The following is a 17,225-nucleotide window of genomic DNA, read 5'->3' as shown; positions in this document are numbered from 1 at the left end:
CCGGCACCGCCGGTGGGGGCCTTCTGCGTAGGCTGGCCCTCTACCGGACGGGCACACAGAAGGGAAGCTTTCTCCATGGCGATCGAGGTCGGCGACAAGGCACCGGAGTTCGAGCTCAAGGACAACCACGGCCGCACCGTCGCGCTCTCGGACTTCCGGCGCGAGAAGAACGTCGTACTGCTCTTCTACCCCTTCGCCTTCACCGGCGTGTGCACCGGCGAGCTGTGCGCCCTGCGCGACGAGCTGCCGAAGTTCGTCAACGAGGACACCCAGCTGCTGGCCGTCTCCAACGACTCCATCCACACCCTGCGCGTCTTCGGCGAGCAGGAGGGCCTCGAGTACCCGCTGCTCTCCGACTTCTGGCCGCACGGCGAGACCTCCCGCGCCTACGGCGTCTTCGACGAGGAGAAGGGCTGCGCGGTGCGCGGCACCTTCATCATCGACAAGGAGGGCGTGGTGCGCTGGACGGTCGTCAACGGCCTGCCGGACGCCCGCGACCTGAACGACTACGTCACGGCGCTGGACGCCCTCTGAGCCGCGGCGTTCGCCGCACGTGCGTCGTCCCGGTCCCGTCCGGGCACGTTCGCGCGAACCGGCGCGCGAAAGCCTGTTTTGCGCGGGAACCGGTCACTAGGATCCTTTCGTTGATCCGATAGCCATGCACGACGGGGGCGCTGCCCCTGAAACAACAATGGAGGGACTCGTGGGAGTCAGCCTCAGCAAGGGCGGCAACGTCTCGCTGACCAAGGCCGCGCCGAACCTGACCGCGGTCACCGTGGGCCTGGGCTGGGATGTCCGGACCACCACCGGCACCGACTTCGACCTCGACGCCAGCGCCCTGCTGACCAACGCCGAGGGCAAGGTCACCAACGACGGCAACTTCGTCTTCTTCAACAACCTCAAGAGCTCCGACGGCTCCGTCGAGCACACCGGTGACAACCTCACCGGTGAGGGCGAGGGCGACGACGAGCAGATCAAGGTCAACCTGGCCGCGGTCCCCGCCGACGTCGACAAGATCGTCTTCCCGGTCTCGATCTACGAGGCCGAGAGCCGCCAGCAGTCCTTCGGCCAGGTGCGCAACGCGTTCATCCGCGTCGTCAACCAGGCCGACAACAACGAGCTCGCGCGCTACGACCTGAGCGAGGACGCCTCGACCGAGACCGCGATGGTCTTCGGCGAGCTGTACCGCAACGGCCCCGAGTGGAAGTTCCGTGCCATCGGCCAGGGTTACGCCTCGGGCCTGCGCGGCATCGCGCAGGACTTCGGCGTCAACATCTGATCCGACCCGGTCCGGCTTTCCGGTGTCCGGTCCGCGCATCGCGGACCGGACATCAGGGCCGGGACGTCAGGGCCGGGAAGCCAGGGCCGGGACGTCAGGAGCGCCTCGAGGCGGGGCCAGGCCCCGGCCCCACGACCGCGGTCGCCTAGAGCTCCTTCGCCGGCCAGTCGAGCAGGCGCGCCCCTATCGCCGCTGTCTGCAGCGTGTAGCGGTGCTGAGGATCCGTGGGGTCGGAGCCGGTCAGCCGGTAGATCCGATCCAGCCGGTACGTCAGGGCGCGTACGCTCAGCCGCAGCGCCCGGGCCGCCTGCGCGGCGACGCACCCCGCGTCGAAGTACGCGTGCAGTGTGTCCAGCAGCGGCTGCGCGCCACCCCTCGCCTGCTGAAGCGGGCCGAGCGCACTGTGCACCAGATCCGCCATGGCCTCCCTGTCACGTGCCAGCACCGGGAAGACCAGCAGGTCCGCCGCGTGCAGGACCGGTTCGTCGAGGCCGATGCGGTCGGCGAGGTCGAGGGCGTTGAGGGCTTCCTCGTACGAGCGGACGACGCCGCCCGCGCCCGGATGGGCGCGTCCTATGGCCGCGCGTCCGCCGTCCGTCGCAGCGTGCGCCTGCTTGGCGAAGTACCGCACGACCTCCTCCTGGTCGGCCGGCACCACGCAGATGAGCCGGCCGTCCTTGGTGGTCAGCAGGATCCGGCGGTCCCCGAAGCGGCTGAGCAGGGCCGCGTCCACGGAGCGCGTCACCGGATGCGTGTCGTCGTACGGTTCAGGGCCGGCGGCGACGGCGACGGCGTGCGCGTGGGCGAGCCGCAGCCCGAAGCGTTCGGCACGCTCAGCCAGTCGGCCCGGGTCGCTGCGTCCGTACAGCAGGTCGTCGATGAACTCCCGCCGTGCGGCTTCCTCCTTGCGCACCGCCAGCCGCTGCGCCCGCTCGTAGCCGCCCGCGAACGCGTCGATGGCCTGCTCGACCGCTGCGAGCACGCTCTCCGGAGAAGTGGTCCGCGGCCATGACGCCCTGGTGGCCGCCAAGTGCCGGATGACCAGGGCCCGTAGGCCGTGACCGGACTCGGCGGCCTGCTCGCCGAGCGCCCGGCGGCCCTCCACCTCGTCGCGGGTCAGCCGGCGTCCTGTCCGGCCGACCTCGGCCAGGATCTCCGCGTACCCCGAGAGGTACTCCTCCGGAACCTCTTTGACTGTCATGCGTGTCCCCCCACCGATCCCCGGAACCATTCGGCCGCCGACTGCGTCACGCGGCGGTCGTCCGGCATCAAGAACGCGTAAAGACTGCCGGAATCCGGCAATGCGAGCAACTACTGATCACTGCGACGATGGGCCCGCTCGGGAGCACGGGATGCTCCTGATGCTGTGACTCGGCAATGGGATACGGGGGTCGAACGGTGAACGAGTTCCTGTCGGCCGCCTTCTCGTTCCCCACCCTCCTGCTCAGCGCCGCGCTCGCCGTGGTCTTCGTCTTCTGGCTGCTCGTGCTTCTCGGCGTCGCGGAACACGGCACCTTCGACACCGACATCGAGCCGTCGGGCATCGCCGCCGCCGGCCTCGGCGGGGTGCCGGTCTCGGTCGCCGCGTCGCTGCTGATCACCTTCGCCTGGTTCACCAGCCTTACCGGATCCGTACTGCTGCGCCGGTCCTCCCTTGCCGGCGTCCCGTACGCCGCCCTCGCCTGCGCTGTACTCGTCGCCGCGGCGCTCGTCGCCTGGTGGGTCACCCGACGTCTGGTGCGCATCCTGGTCAGGCTGTTCCCCGAGGAACGCGGGCCGTCCCGGCAGGACTTCGTCGGCATGACGTGCACCGTCCGCACCGGGCGGGTGGACGCGCGCTTCGGCCAGGCGGAGGTCGCTGCCCGGGACGGCTCCACCGCCGTCGTGCAGGTCAGAGCACTGGGCGCCGAGGATGAGGAGCCTCTCGCCGCCGGTTCCACGGGGCTGCTCTACGCGTACGACGAGACCGGTGAGTTCTTCTGGGTCGCGCCCTTCCCTCAGTTCGGTGAACTGCCCGGTGCAGGCTCCTCGTCCGCTGCCTGACCTTCCGTCACCCCCGGCAGTTCGTGACGCGACCACGTTCGCGACCGCACCGCCTTCCCCGCTCGCCACTCGTACCTCACCTCTCACGCGAGGGATTCCTCATGGATGCCATCACTGTGGGCATCGGCGTGCTCATCGCCGTCGTACTGCTCATCGCCATAGGTCTGCTGCTGATCGTCTCGAGACTGTTCCGCAAGGTCGAACAGGGCAAGGCTCTGATCGTCTCCAAGATGCGGAAGGTGGACGTCACCTTCACCGGGCAGGTCGTGCTGCCGGTCCTGCACAAGGCCGAGACCATGGATATCTCGGTAAAGGCCATCGACATCACGCGGACCGGCCGTGACGGTCTCATCTGCCGCGACAACATCCGCGCCGACATCCGGATCTCGTTCTTCGTCCGCGTCAACAAGACCGTCGAGGACGTCATCAAGGTCGCCCAGGCCATCGGCACCGCGCGGGCCAGTGACAAGGAGACGCTGCAGGACCTGTTCAACGCCAAGTTCTCCGAGGCGCTCAAGACCGTCGGCAAGCAGATGGACTTCACCGACCTCTACACCAAGCGCGACGAGCTCCGGGACCGGATCATCCAGCTCATCGGCACCGACCTCAACGGCTACAGCCTCGAGGACGCGGCGATCGACTACCTGGAGCAGACGCCGCTCTCCCAGCTCGACCCGTCCAACGTCCTCGACGCCCAGGGCATCCGGAAGATCACCGAGATGACGTCCGTCGAGCATGTGCGCACCAACGAGTTCCAGCGCACGGAGGAGAAGGAGATCACCCGGCAGAACGTCGACGCGCGCGAGGCCATTCTCGAGCTGGAGCGCCGGCAGGCCGACGCGGAGATCAAGCAGCGCCGCGAGATCGAGACGGTGCGCGCCCGTGAGGAGGCGGAGACCGCGCGGGTCATGGAGGAAGAGCGGCTGCGGGCACAGAGCGCCTTCCTGCGGACCGAGGAGCAGCTCGGCGTGCAGCGCGAGAACCAGGCACGCGAGGTGGCCGTCGCGGAGAAGAACCGCGAGCGGGTGATCGCCATCGAGAACGAGCGCATCGAGAAGGACCGGTTGCTCGAGGTCATCGCGCGTGACCGTGAGACAGCGCTGACCAGGATCGCCGCCGACAAGGAGGTCGAGGCGGAGCGGCGGGAGATCGCCGAGGTCGTGCGTGAGCGGGTCGCGGTGGACCGTACGGTCGCCGAGCAGGAGGAGTCGATCAAGCGGCTGCGCGCGGTGGAGGAGGCCGAGCGCGAGCGGCAGGCGATCATCATCGCGGCCGAGGCCGAGGCCCAGGAGAAGCTGGTCAAGGACATCAAGGCGGCGGAGGCGGCCGAGCAGGCCGCGGTGCACCGGGCGGCGGAGGAGATCACGCTCGCGGAGGCCCGGGTCAAGTCCGCGGACCTCGACGCCCGCGCCAAGCTGCGGCTCGCCGAAGGCATCCAGGCGGAGGCCGCGGCGGCAGGTCTCGCGGCCGTCCAGGTCCGCGAGAAGGAGGCCGACGCGATCGAGAAGGCCGGCCGTGCCGAGGCCGGCGCCGAGCAGGCCCGGCTGCTCGCGGAGGCGGAGGGCGTACGGGCGAAGGGCGCGGCGCACGCGGCGGCCGTCGGCGACAAGCTGAAGGCGGAGGCGGCGGGCCTCACCGAGAAGGCCGCTGCGATGGCGGCCCTCGACGAGGCGTCGCGCGGACACGAGGAGTACAGGCTGCGCCTCGAGGCGGACAAGGACGTCCGGCTGGCGGGGCTGGAGGTCCAGCGGCAGGTCGCACAGGCCCAGGCGACGGTGCTGGCCACGGGGTTGGAGAACGCCGACATCAGCATCGTCGGCGGGGAGTCCGTCTTCTTCGACCGGCTCATGTCGTCGATCTCGCTCGGCAAGGGCGTGGACTCGTTCGTGCGGAACTCGGAGACGGCGCAGACGCTGGCGAAGCCGTGGCTGGACGGTACGTCGAGCTTCACCGACGACCTGACGTCGGTCCTGGGTCCGGTGTCCACCGGTGATGTGCGGAATCTGACGGTGTCGGCTCTGCTGATGCGGCTGATGAAGTCGGGCGGCGGCGCGCAGCTCAAGCCGCTGCTGGACATGGCCGACCGGCTCGGTATCGCCGACACCCCGGTCGGGGCGCTCGCGGACGGTCACGTACCGGCCGGCGCCACGACGGTCAACGGCTCGGCCCCGGCCGCCTGATACCGCCCGCACACGGACCGGTGCTGCCGGACGGGGGTCAGCAGCGCCGGGCGGGTGCGGGGTCGGGTCCTGCCGTCCGGGGTGGCGTACGGCGCCGCCACGGACGGCCGGGACGCCCACACACCTCTCGTGGCCGGACGGCATCCCCACCGGATCCGGCCAGAGATCGCCCGGCCGGGAAGGGGCCGGCCACAAAAGCCCCTCCGTTCCCGGCAGACGTACCTCGGGCCGCGTGCCCCGCGCAGGAAGCGAGCACAGCCACATGACCACGCACACCGCCGAAGAGCCGCACGCCGGCAGCCCGGACTCCGGTACGTACGAGGTGCTGCGCGACCGGCTCGGCGCACATGCCTCGGAGCTCGCCCGGCGGGCCGAGGAGCTCAACACCCGCCGCATCGAGACCTTCGGCTCGATGGAGCTGCGGCTCACCGGCACCGAGCACCTCCGTACGGAGAGCAACAGCCTGCCGCGTGACGTCGTCGCTGTCGGCGACCGTCTGCTGCTCGGCCACAACGTGTCTCCGGGGCTGCGGGCTCGCACCACGGTCGGTGATGTCTTCGCCGTCCATGACCGCGAGTTGAACCGGCTCGCGGAGGACGCCGTGCCCGGCCTCCTCGACGACCCGGACTTCCGCGGTGAGTTCGAGGCGCTGCACCGCTACTACCAGGGGGCCCGTCTCCTCCGGCTGCGTCGCGTCGACGGCCGGCTGCTGGCCGTCTTCCGTACCGGCGACAAGGCCGACGACATCCGGGTGCTGCGCTGGGAGCTGACGCCGGAAGGGACCGCGCGTTTCCTCGACGCGCGGGGCGAGCGCGACCATGTGCTCCCGCCGTCCCACGACTTCGAGTGGACGGCCGCCACCCGCGACGACCATGTGCTCGGCCGCCATCCGCACGTGTCCGTCGGCGGTGAGGTGTTCGTCTCGACCGTCGGGGGCTTCCTGACGGTGAAGACCGAGGACGACACGGAGACGGCCGAAGGCATCCACGCCGAGCCGGTCGTCGAACCGCTCCAGCCCCTCGGGGACGCCGAGATCGAGCACGCCCGCGTCGGTCCGCTCGTCCTGCTGCGCATCCGCCCGTACAAGGAGGAGGCGTACCGCCACCTCGTCCACAACACGGTCACGGGGACGGTGGTGCGGCTGGACGGCATCGGGCAGGCGTGCCGCAGGCTGCCCGAGGACCAGGGCATCGTCTTCCCCGGCGGCTACTACCTCACGGCGAGCGGCACCGCGCGGACCTTCGACATCGACGCCGGGCTGATCGGCGCGCTCGAGTTCGAGCGGACGGTGCGGTCACCGAACGGCGAGGACGTGATGTTCGTCTTCCACGCCCGTGTGGAGGGCCGGAGCCTGCTGCTGCCGTACAACGTGATCCGCAAGTCCGTCGCCACCCCGGTGCTCTGCCAGGGCTGCGCCCTCTTCGAGGACGGCACGCTGCTGGTGCTGCGCGCGGACGGCGAGGAGCCGGGCAGGGTCCACCCGGCGCAGCGCTGGCAGTCGCCGTTCGTCTCCGACACCTACGCCGCGGCCCGCCCCGCCGGGGAGGGTCCGCTGGCCGTCGTCGGCAACGCGGACCTGGTGCGCGGCATCTCCGACTGTCTGTCCCTGGCCGGCGCCGTCACAGAGACCCAGGACAGTCCCGCCACCGGCGTCTACGAGGCGCTGTTCGCCGCCTGCACCCGTGCCATGGACGCGTACCACTGGCTGGCCGATCCCGAGCTGGGCGACCTCGGCAGCCCGCTCGCCGGAGTGCGGGCGACGGCCGAGCAGATCGTCACCGAGTACGAGACCGTGCGGGAGCTGACGGCACAGGCCGCCCGCGCGCTGGACGAGGCGGCTGCGCGGATCGCGGGACAGGTGCGCCGGCTGCGGGGCGGGACGCCGCGCGGCGCGGGCGAGTGGGTCGAGGGGCTGACCGGGCTGCGCCGCGCACAGGGCGAGCTGATCACGCTCAAGGAGCTGCGGTACGCCGACACCGGCCGTATCGACGCTCTCGCCGCCGACACCGACGCCGACATCGCCTCCTTCGCGCAGCGGGCCGTGGCATACCTCGGGCGCGAGGACGCCTTCGCGGGGCACCACGTCGAGATAGAGCGGCTGACGGCGGAGGCGGAGGCGATCCGGACCGTCGCGGAGGCCGCACCGGTAGGCGAGCGGCTCGACGCGCAGGCGGAAGGGCTGCGTACGGTCACCGAGGTGGTCGCCGGCCTGGACATCGGTGACGCGGTCGTCCGAACCTCGGTCCTGGAGCGGATCGCGGAGGTGCTCGGCGGTCTCAACCGGGCGCGGGCCACGCTCGACGGTCGCCGCAGGGAGCTCCTCGCCCGCGAGGGCATGGCGGAGTTCGCCGCGGAACTGGCCCTGTTGGCGCAGGCGGTGACCGGTGCGCTCGCGGTCGCCTCCGACCCGAAGGCATGCGACGAGCAGCTCGCCGCGCTGCTGCTGCGGCTGGAGAACCTGGAGTCGCGGTTCGCCGAGTCCGACGACTTCCTGGCGCAGCTGGGCGCGAAGCGGACCGAGGTGTACGAGGCGTTCGCGTCGCGGCGGCAGACCCTCCAGGACGCGCGCGCCCGCCGCGCCGAGCGGCTGGCCGGTTCGGCGGAACGGGTCCTGGAGACCATCTCCCGGCGCCTCGCGTCCCTCGGCGACACCGACGGGATCAACACCTACTTCGCTTCCGACCCGATGGTCGCCAAAGTCCGCCGTACCGCGGACGAACTGCGTGAACTGGGCGACGGTGCGCGGGCGGAGGAACTCGAAGGGCAGTTGAAGGCCGCGCGCCAGGAGGCGGCACGGGCCCTGCGCGACCGGACCGACCTGTACGCGGACGGCGGCTCCGCGATCCGGCTCGGCCGTCACCGGTTCGCGGTGAACACCCAGCCGTTCGAGCTGACGCTCGTGCCGCAGGGCGACGGACTCGCCTTCGCGCTCACCGGCACGGACTACCGCTCACCGGTCACCGACGCGGCAGCTCCCGGCTTCGCGGACACCCGCCCGTACTGGGAGCAGACGCTGCCCTCGGAGAACGCGTCGGTGTACCGCGCCGAGCACCTGGCCGCCCGGCTGCTCGACGAGCACGGCGCCGCGGCCCTGGCAGGCGCCGAACTCACGGACCTCGTACGGAAGGCGGCCGAGGCCTCCTACGACGAGGGCTACGAGCGCGGTGTGCACGACCACGACGCGGCCTTGATCCTCGGCGCGCTGCTGCGGCTGCACGAGCGGGCCGGGCTGCTGCGCCACCCACCGGGGGCGCGGGCCACGGCGCAGCTGTTCTGGGCGCACGGCACCGACGAGGCCCGGCGCATCGCGTGGACGCGGCGGGCGGTGTCGCTGGCGCGGGCCCGGGAGACGTTCGGTCTGGCGCCGGCGATCGGCGCGTTCCGGGCAGAGATGGCACAGGGGATGGGGGACACGCTCGCCGCGGAGTACCTCTTCGAGGAGCTGACGTGCGGCCCTGACGGGTTCGTGACGAGCACTTCCGCGCGCACGCTGCTGGAGAAGTTCCGCCGCACGGTGGGCACTTCCGCCTACGAGGAGGACGTCGATGCCCTCCGCGACGACCTCCCGGCCCGGCGGCAGGTCGTGGAGAACTGGCTGGGCGCCTACACCGAGGCGACCGGCGCCGACACCACCGACCTCGCGGAGGCCGTCGCGGTCGAGCTCTGCCCCGGCATCGCCCGGTACGAGTGCGCGGCGCAGCTCACCGAGCACGTCGAGGGACTGCTGGGCAGCCACCCGCGTATCGAGCGCCGGTCGATGACCGTACGGATCGACGAACTGCTGCCTCGCGCACGGCATTTCCGCGAGCAGGTGACTCCCGGGTTCCGCGCGTACCAGCGGCACAGGACCGCCCTGGCGGCCGCCGAGCGGGACATGCTGCGACTGGACGAGCACCGGCCGCGGGTGATGCCGGCGTTCGTGCGCAACCGTCTCATCGACGAGGTCTACCTGCCGCTGATCGGCGACAACCTGGCCAAGCAGCTCGGCACGGCCGACGAGTCCCGGCGCACCGACAGCAACGGACTGCTCCTGCTGGTCTCCCCGCCCGGCTACGGCAAGACGACGCTCATGGAGTACGTCGCCGACCGGCTCGGTCTGCTCCTGGTCAAGGTCAACGGCCCCGCGCTGGGGCGGGCGGTGACCTCGCTGGATCCCGAGGAGGCGCCGAACGCGACAGCCCGCCAGGAGGTCCAGAAGATCAATTTCGCCCTGGGGGCGGGCAGCAACGTTCTGCTGTACCTGGACGACATCCAGCACACCTCGCCCGAGTTGCTGCAGAGGTTCATCTCCCTGTGCGACGCGCAGCGCCGCATGGAGGGCGTGTGGCGGGGCACGACCCGCACCTACGACCTGCGCGGGAAGCGCTTCGCGGTGTGCATGGCGGGCAATCCGTACACCGAGTCGGGGCAGCGGTTCCGGATCCCGGACATGCTCGCGAACCGTGCCGACGTGTGGAACCTGGGGGACGTGCTGACGGGCAAGGAGGACGCGTTCGCGCTGAGCTTCGTCGAGAACGCGCTCACCTCCCACCCGCTGCTGGCTCCCCTGGCGGGCCGCGACCGGACCGAACTGGAGCTGCTGGTGCGCCTCGCGTCCGAGGACGCGACCGTGCGGGCCGACATGCTCGGCCACTCCTACGCACCGGCCGAGCTGGAACAGATCCTTGCGGTGCTGCGGCATCTGCTGACCGCCCGGCGCACGGTCCTCGCCGTGAACTCCGCGTACATCGCCTCCGCGGCGAGCAGTGACGAGACCCGCTCGGAACCGCCGTTCCGGCTCCAGGGCTCCTACCGCAACATGAACAAGATCGTGGAGCGGATCAGCCCGGTGATGAACGACGCCGAACTGGCCGCCGTGATCGAGGACCACTACACGGGCGAGGCTCAGACGCTGACGACGGGCGCCGAGGCGGCCCTGCTCAAGCTGGCGGAGCTGCGGGGGACGCTGACCGGGGAACAGGAGGCGCGCTGGGAGGAGATCAGGACGCGGTACGTGCGCGCCCAGGCCCTCGGCGGACCGGACGGCGACCCGATGGCACGGGCCGTCGCCGCTCTCGGGCTGCTCGCCGACCGGGTGGCGGCGGTCGAGTCCGCGATCACGCGGGCCGCTGACCCGCGCCACCTCCTGCCACGGCCGCAGGGACGCCACGCGGCCTCCCCGACGGACCCGCCTGGGCCCTTGGTGCTTTCAGAGCCGACGGGGCCGCCACCCTCCGACGGCGGCGGGTCGTCGAGGCCGCCGGGGCCGCCGTCATCCGGCGGGGGGCCTGTGGCAGCCCGGTAACCGCCTGCTGCGCCATGTGCCGCCGCAGCCTTGACGGGGACCTTGGCGGCGGGCCTTGGCGGGCGAGCCCTGGCGAGGCAGCCGGGTGACCTGTCGCTGCCGTGGTCGTTCCGGCGGCCGGGAAGCAGGCTGCGGGCGAAGTTATCCACAGGCTGCGGAGGACGCGGGCGAAATCCGCTTTCATTGGGGGCATGAGCGACGCACCCACCACGCCCGACATGCCCGTCAACCCTCCCGTGCCCGACTGGGAGAAGCGGTTCCGGGCGCCGCGCGTCTCGCTGCCCGACTGGGCGGAGGACGCACCGGACCGTTCCCTCTTCGTCTCGAACGCGACGGGGACGTACGAGCTGTATGCCTGGGACCGGTCCACGGGCGAGCAGCGCCAGGTCACCGACCGTCCGAACGGTACGACGGACGGCATACTCACCCCTGACGGCGAGGCCGTGTGGTGGTTCTCCGACACCGACGGCGACGAGTTCGGCATCTGGATGCGGCAGCCGTTCCACGGCGGGGACGACGTGCCCGCCGCGCCCGGCCTGGAGCCCTCCTACCCGGCGGGTCTCGCCATCGGCCGGGACGGCACCACCGCCGTCGTCGGCCGCTCCACCGACGAGGACGGCACGACGATCCATGTCGTACGGGAGGGTGCCGCGCCCGTCGAGATCTACCGGCACCGTGAGTCGGCGGGGGTGGGCGACCTCTCGCACGACGGCTCGCTGCTCGCGATCGAGCACACCGAACACGGCGACGCCATGCACTCCGCGCTGCGCGTGACCCGCCTCGACGGCAGCACGGTCGCCGAACTGGACGACACCCGCGGCGGCACGGAGGAGCTGGGCCTCGAGGTCCTCGGCTTCGCGCCGGTCGACGGCGACACCAGGCTGCTTGTCGGGCACCAGCGGCGCGGCCGGTGGGAGCCCATGATCTGGGACATCGCCTCCGGCGAGGAGACCGAGCTCGGCATCGAGCTGCCGGGCGATGTGAACGCCGAGTGGTATCCGGACGGTTCCGCGCTGCTGGTCGCCCACAGCTTCGAGGCCCGCGGCGAGCTGTGGCGCTACGACCTGGCGACCCGCGCGCTGACGCAGATCGAGACCCCGGCCGGCTCGGTCTCGGGCGCGACCGCCAGGCCGGACCGCACGGTGGAGTATCTGTGGTCGTCGGCGGCCCAGCCGCCGAGCGTCCGCTCGACCGGCGGCGGCGTGGTCCTCGACCCGCCCGGTATGAAGGCGCCCGCCTCGGTGCCGGTCGAGGACGTCTGGGTCGAGGGCCCCGGCGGCCGTATCCACGCCCTGGTGCAGAAGCCGGCCGGTACGGAGGGGCCGCTGCCCACGGTCTTCGAGATCCACGGCGGTCCCGCCTGGCACGACAGCGACGCCTTCGCGGCGGGCCCCGCCGCCTGGATCGACCACGGCTACGCGGTCGTCCGTGTGAACTACCGGGGCTCCACGGGCTACGGCCGCGAGTGGACGGACGCGCTGAAGCACCGCGTCGGACTGATCGAGCTGGAGGACATCACGGCGGTCCGTGAGTGGGCGGTCGGCTCGGGCCTCGCCGACCCGGCCAAGCTCGTCCTGGCGGGCGGCTCGTGGGGCGGCTATCTCACCCTGCTGGGGCTCGGCACCCAGCCGGAGGCGTGGGCGGTCGGCCTGGCGGCGGTCCCGGTCGCCGACTTCGTCACCTCGTACCACGACGAGATGGAGAACCTGAAGGCGCTGGACCGCACTCTGTTCGGCGGCAGCCCGGAAGAGGTGCCGGAGCGTTACGAGGCCTCGTCACCGCTGACGTATGTGGACGCGGTCCGGGCCCCGGTCTACATCTCGGCCGGTGTCAACGACCCGCGGTGCCCGATACGGCAGATCGACAACTACGTCGACAGGCTGGCGGCCCGCGGCGCGGTCCACGAGGTGTACCGGTACGACGCCGGGCACGGCTCGCTCGTGGTGGAGGAGCGGATCAAGCAGGTGCGGCTGGAGATCGACTTCGCGGAGAGGTATCTGAAGGGGGCGGCGACGCAGCGGTGACCTGACGGGACAGGCCGGCCCGTCGGCGGCGCCGGCCCGTCGGACCGGCCTGTCGACGGCCCCGGCACCGAGAACGGCCGGGGTGTTCCGTACCGTGGAGGGGTGTACCGATTCCTGCTGACGCCCCGCTGGTGGGGGATCAACGTCTTCGTCCTGCTGGCGATCCCGTTCTGCGTCTTCATGGGCTCGTGGCAGCTGGGCAGGTTCGAGGACCGCGTCGACTCCCACCGTGAGGCGGAGCGGAAGCCGGGTGCGGACCAGAAGGCAGCGCCGCTGGACGAGCTGCTGCCCGTCGACAAGGAGACGTCGGGCCGGCTGGCCACGGCGTCGGGCCGGTACGGCGAGCAGTTCCTCGTCCCCGGGCGGGAACTCGACGGCAGGCGCGGCTCGTACGTGCTGACGCTGCTGGAGACGGACAACGGCCGGATGCTGCCCGTGGTCCGCGGCTGGATGCCCGAGGGCGGCCGGGCCCCGGCCGCTCCGGCGGGCGAGGTCATGGTCACGGGAGCGCTTCAGGCCTCCGAGTCGACCGGCAGCGACGGGGTGCACACGGCCGGCGGTCTGCCGGCCGGACAGCTGGGCATGATCAGCGCGGCGTCACTGGTGAACCTGGTGCCGGACGACGTGTACGACGCGTGGGTCACGCTGTCGACGGCGGACAGCGGCCTGACGGCCGTTCCGGCGTCAGCACCGGAGAACAGCGGCCTCGACCTCAAGGCCTTCCAGAACCTGGGCTACACGGGCGAGTGGTTCGTCTTCGCGGGCTTCGTGCTCTTCATGTGGTTCCGCCTGGTCCGCCGCGAGGCGGAGGCGGAGCGGGACCGGGCGCTCGGCCTGGATCCCGAGACCGCCGCCTGACGATCCGGCCTGCCGCATGCTCCCGGTCGGGAGGCTCGGGCCCCGATCCTGGCGGGCTCCGGCACACCGGCGCTGCCCCAGCACCCGACGACGTAATTCCTGCCGGTCCTGCCCACCGCCCTGTCCAACGGCTCGGCCCCGCGATCCCAGGCGCGTCGGGTCCCGGCCACCGGCGCTGACCTGCCGCCCCGCGGACCTGCGCACCGACGCCCATGGGTCCGACCACCGGCGCGGCCCCGCCCTGCCCCGCCTGTCCGCCTGCCCGGCGGACACCGGCGGCCGCAACCCCGCCTGCCCGGCGGACACCGGCGGCCGCAACCCCGCCTGCCCGGCGGACACCGGCGGCCGCAACCCCGCCCTGCCCGGCGGACCTAGGAAGCGGCGCCATCTGCCCGGCGGGCCCTGGAGGCGCCGCCGCCTGCCCGGCGACTCGGCCCGGCCGTCAGTCCCTGTGGACCCGCGGCGTGGACGTCACTGGCCCGTCAGCACACCCGTGTGGTAGATCGTTCCGGCGCACGCGTTCGGGACGAGCGACTGTCCGTACACGCCGCCGCCCAGCGCCGAGTAGGTGACCGTCACGCTGCCCTCCTTGACGCCGTCCTCCGTCATGAGCTGCGGCTCCGCCGCGCTCCCGCCGGTATCGCCGGTGCCACCGCCCTGGCCGCCGCCGCCCCCTGAGACGTCACCTTCGGTGGGTGAGGGGTCGGGCGAGGGTTCCGCGGTCGGGCAGGTGTCGGAGGGGACCCAGGCGAACTTCATCGCGAACGACGCGGACGCCATCGCGACCGCCACGTCCGTGTCCGAAGGCGACGGGTCGGGCAGACCGCCCGCCGCGTCGCCCGCGACGTGACGCACCACGCTGATCCGCGTCTGGTCGGCCGCGCCGGACGTGTGGAAGCCGATCGTGGATCGACCGATGATGCAGTCGGTGGCCGAGACATTGGTGACGCGGAAGGTGCCGTACACCTTGCCCTCGCCGTCCGGTGCGCCCGTCTCCGTGGAGACGCTCAGCTGCCCGGCCTCACAGGTCTGCACCTCGCCCACAGCAGGTGGCTGGACCGCGCCGGAGCCGCCGTCACCACCGCCACTGGGCTGCGCGGTCGGCGGGTTCGCTCCGGTGCTGGGGCCCGGCGGCACCGCCGGGCCGGTGCCCTGCGTGGGCCCCTTGGTGCCGTTGTCCCCGCCGGTGACGCCCGGGGCGTTGCCCGTGCCGCCCTGGGCCTGTTCGCCGTGCCCGGCGTTGACCGGGTTCGCGCTGCCGCTACCGTTCGAGTTCGCCACGTGGACGAACGCGGGGACGGCGGTGCCGATCAGCAGTGCCGCGGCGGCCGCTCCGACGAGTGCCTGCCTCTTGCGTGCCCGCCGCGCCGGTACCGCCCTGCGCAGGTGGTCCAGCGCGCCGGCGGAAGGCTGGATGTCCTCGACGACACCGTGCAGCAGCCGCCGCAGCGCGTCCTCGTCGGTCCCGATCTCCGTGCCGAGGTCATCGGTCGGCCCGTTGTTCACAATCTCGTTCCCAGTCCGGTCGTCAGACGGCCCGTCCGGCCCGTAATGCCCAGCGCTCTGCTCGCGCTCGCGTTCATGCTCGCGTTCATGCTCGTGCTCGCGTTCGTGCCCGCTCATTTGGTGGCCTCCATGGCGACGCGCAACGCCGCGATACCCCGTGAGCCGTACGCCTTCACCGAGCCGAGTGAGACTCCGAGGGTCTCGGCGACCTGTGCCTCGGTCATGTCGGCGAAGTATCGCAGCACCAGCACCTCGCGCTGACGCCGCTGAAGCCCGCGCATCGCCTTGATGAGCGCGTCCCGCTCCAGCTGGTCGTACGCGCCTTCCTCGGCGCTCGCCATGTCGGGCATGGGCTTCGAGAGCAGCTTGAGGCCGAGGATGCGCCTGCGGAGCGCGGAACGCGAAAGGTTGACCACGGTCTGCCGCAGGTAGGCGAGCGTCTTCTCCGGGTCACGCACGCGGTTGCGCGCCGAGTGGACCCGGATGAAGGCCTCCTGGACCACGTCCTCGCAGGAGGCCGTGTCGTCGAGGAGCAGCGCGGCGAGACCCAGCAGCGACCGGTAGTGGGCGCGGTAGGTCTCGGTGAGGTGGTCGACGGTGGTGCCCGTGGCCATGGCGTCGTCAGCGCCCTGCCGCTGGGACGGGACGCGTGACGTCCGCGAAGCGGGCATGGGAGCGATCACCGGCATGCCGCCGGCCGGGCGGGGCCGGCGGAGCGGGCGCACTGCTGCGCCTCGTACCGGGACCCTTGCGATGTCGAGAACCTCTGCCACGCCAGTTGGACACGCTTCCCCCCGCCAGGGTTGTACGCGTACGCCACCGCTTTTGACGGTGGACCAAATGTCCGCATGCGCACCGCTCTTCCCCAATGCCCAATTTTTTGCAGCACCGTGCCGAGGTGCGCAAAGACGCTTCCCGCCCAACTACCGGTTGCAGCAAGGGGAAAGCGAACTATCAAACATGCCGATGCCCCAGTTCAAGTGGTACAGATTTCGACTTCCTCACAGGGCGTCCACAGATCCTACAAAGGACCCCCACGGAATCGCGTCGGATTAACTGCTGGGACCACGAGATTACGAGATCGTCCCGGCGCTCCTGCCGCCGCCCGCCCCTGAGCGGTACTCGGCGGCCACGGCCTCCGCGATCTGCGCCGAGTTGAGGGCCGCGCCCTTGCGGAGATTGTCGCCGCACACGAACATCTCGAGGGCGCAGGGGTCGTCCGGCGACCGCCGCACCCGCCCCACCCATGTCGGGTCCGTCCCGACCACGTCCGCGGGCGTGGGGAAGTCGCCCGCCTCCGGGTTGTCGTAGAGGACGACACCGGGCGAGGTCGCGAGGACCTCGTGCGCCCGCTCCACGGTGATCTCGTTCTCGAAGCGGGCGTGCACCGACAGCGAGTGGGTGGTGAGCACCGGCACGCGTACGCAGGTGGCCGCGACCTTCAGCCCCGGCAGACCGAGGATCTTGCGGGTCTCCGCGCATAGCCCGAGCTCTTCGGAGGACCAGCCGTCGTCGGCGAGTATCCCCGTCCAGGGAACCACGTTGAGGGCGAGCGGCGCGGGGAACGGCCCGAGGTCGTCGCCCACCGCCCGCCGTACGTCTCCGGGTCCGGTGCCCAGTTCCGTGCCGGCGACCATGGACAGCTGCTTGCGCAGGGCAGCCACGGCGTCACGTCCGGCGCCGCTGACGGCCTGGTAGGACGAGACGACCAGTTCGCGCAGCCCGAATTCGGCGTGGAGCGCGCCGACGGCCGGGATCATGGCGAGCGTGGTGTCGTGCGGGCCGGCGACGATGCCGCGCGGGCGCACCCGTACGGCGTGCGGGTTGACCTCGGGTACGACCAGCGGCACGTCCGGGTCGGCCCGGAAGGCCGGCGACGCGTCCACGACGACCGCGCCCTTGGCGACGGCGACGGGCGCCCAGCGCTCCGACACCTCACCGGGCACCAGGAAGAGCGCGACGTCGATGCCGTCGAAGACGCTCTCTTCGAGCGCCAGGACCTCGCACTGCTCCCCGCGCACGGCCAGCTTGCGGCCGGCCGAGCGCGGGGA

The 17,225-nt window shown here is 71.7% G+C and carries 11 protein-coding genes; 7 read left to right on the top strand and 4 right to left on the bottom strand.

Going from position 1 to position 17,225, the window contains the following annotated elements:
• Window positions 1–75: 75 nt before the first annotated feature.
• Both ACWGH4_RS14795 and ACWGH4_RS14790 read left to right on the top strand, forming a co-directional pair.
• Window positions 76–534 carry a peroxiredoxin gene (locus tag ACWGH4_RS14795; protein ID WP_453460193.1) on the top strand — a complete coding sequence of 153 codons (459 nt, stop codon included), beginning with the start codon at window positions 76–78 and terminating at the stop codon, window positions 532–534.
• Between the two features lie 169 nt (window positions 535–703).
• On the top strand, window positions 704–1,279 hold the full coding sequence (locus ACWGH4_RS14790; RefSeq protein ID WP_453460190.1) for a TerD family protein: 576 nt from the start codon (window positions 704–706) through the stop codon (window positions 1,277–1,279).
• Between the two features lie 145 nt (window positions 1,280–1,424).
• On the opposite strand, the gene ACWGH4_RS14785 is transcribed toward ACWGH4_RS14790, so the two are convergent.
• Window positions 1,425–2,480, bottom strand: coding sequence for a PucR family transcriptional regulator (locus tag ACWGH4_RS14785; RefSeq protein WP_453460187.1), 1,056 nt, complete (start codon window positions 2,478–2,480; stop codon window positions 1,425–1,427).
• Window positions 2,481–2,677: 197 nt separating this feature from the next.
• On the opposite strand from ACWGH4_RS14785, the gene ACWGH4_RS14780 reads away from it, so the two are divergent.
• From ACWGH4_RS14780 to ACWGH4_RS14760, 5 genes are all read left to right on the top strand, one after another.
• Window positions 2,678–3,322, top strand: coding sequence for a hypothetical protein (locus ACWGH4_RS14780; protein ID WP_453460184.1), 645 nt, complete (start codon window positions 2,678–2,680; stop codon window positions 3,320–3,322).
• A gap of 101 nt (window positions 3,323–3,423) precedes the next feature.
• A complete protein-coding gene (locus ACWGH4_RS14775; protein WP_453460182.1) occupies window positions 3,424–5,502 on the top strand; it encodes an SPFH domain-containing protein in 2,079 nt (692 codons plus the stop codon).
• 262 nt (window positions 5,503–5,764) lie between these two features.
• A complete protein-coding gene (locus ACWGH4_RS14770; RefSeq protein ID WP_453460180.1) occupies window positions 5,765–10,786 on the top strand; it encodes a DNA repair ATPase in 5,022 nt (1,673 codons plus the stop codon).
• A 191-nt stretch (window positions 10,787–10,977) separates the two neighbouring features.
• Complete coding sequence (locus ACWGH4_RS14765; RefSeq protein ID WP_453460177.1) at window positions 10,978–12,810, top strand: prolyl oligopeptidase family serine peptidase; 1,833 nt, start codon at window positions 10,978–10,980, stop codon at window positions 12,808–12,810.
• A 102-nt stretch (window positions 12,811–12,912) separates the two neighbouring features.
• Complete coding sequence (locus ACWGH4_RS14760; RefSeq protein WP_441263530.1) at window positions 12,913–13,668, top strand: SURF1 family cytochrome oxidase biogenesis protein; 756 nt, start codon at window positions 12,913–12,915, stop codon at window positions 13,666–13,668.
• Window positions 13,669–14,139: 471 nt separating this feature from the next.
• On the opposite strand, the gene ACWGH4_RS14755 is transcribed toward ACWGH4_RS14760, so the two are convergent.
• The 3 genes from ACWGH4_RS14755 to ACWGH4_RS14745 form a co-directional block, all read right to left on the bottom strand.
• Window positions 14,140–15,174: a hypothetical protein gene (locus tag ACWGH4_RS14755; protein ID WP_453460174.1), complete on the bottom strand. Its 1,035-nt coding sequence runs from the start codon at window positions 15,172–15,174 to the stop codon at window positions 14,140–14,142.
• A gap of 113 nt (window positions 15,175–15,287) precedes the next feature.
• Window positions 15,288–15,947 (bottom strand): SigE family RNA polymerase sigma factor, encoded by a 660-nt coding sequence (locus ACWGH4_RS14750; protein ID WP_159689340.1) that lies wholly within the window; start codon window positions 15,945–15,947, stop codon window positions 15,288–15,290.
• A gap of 300 nt (window positions 15,948–16,247) precedes the next feature.
• Window positions 16,248–17,225 (bottom strand): aspartate-semialdehyde dehydrogenase (locus ACWGH4_RS14745; protein ID WP_453460170.1); only part of this gene is annotated, 978 nt, incomplete at its 5' end.

This window comes from Streptomyces sp. NPDC054847, assembly GCF_053610925.1.
The sequence above is the reverse complement of the archived record's forward strand: the minus strand, read 5'-3'. Positions and strand labels throughout refer to the sequence as shown.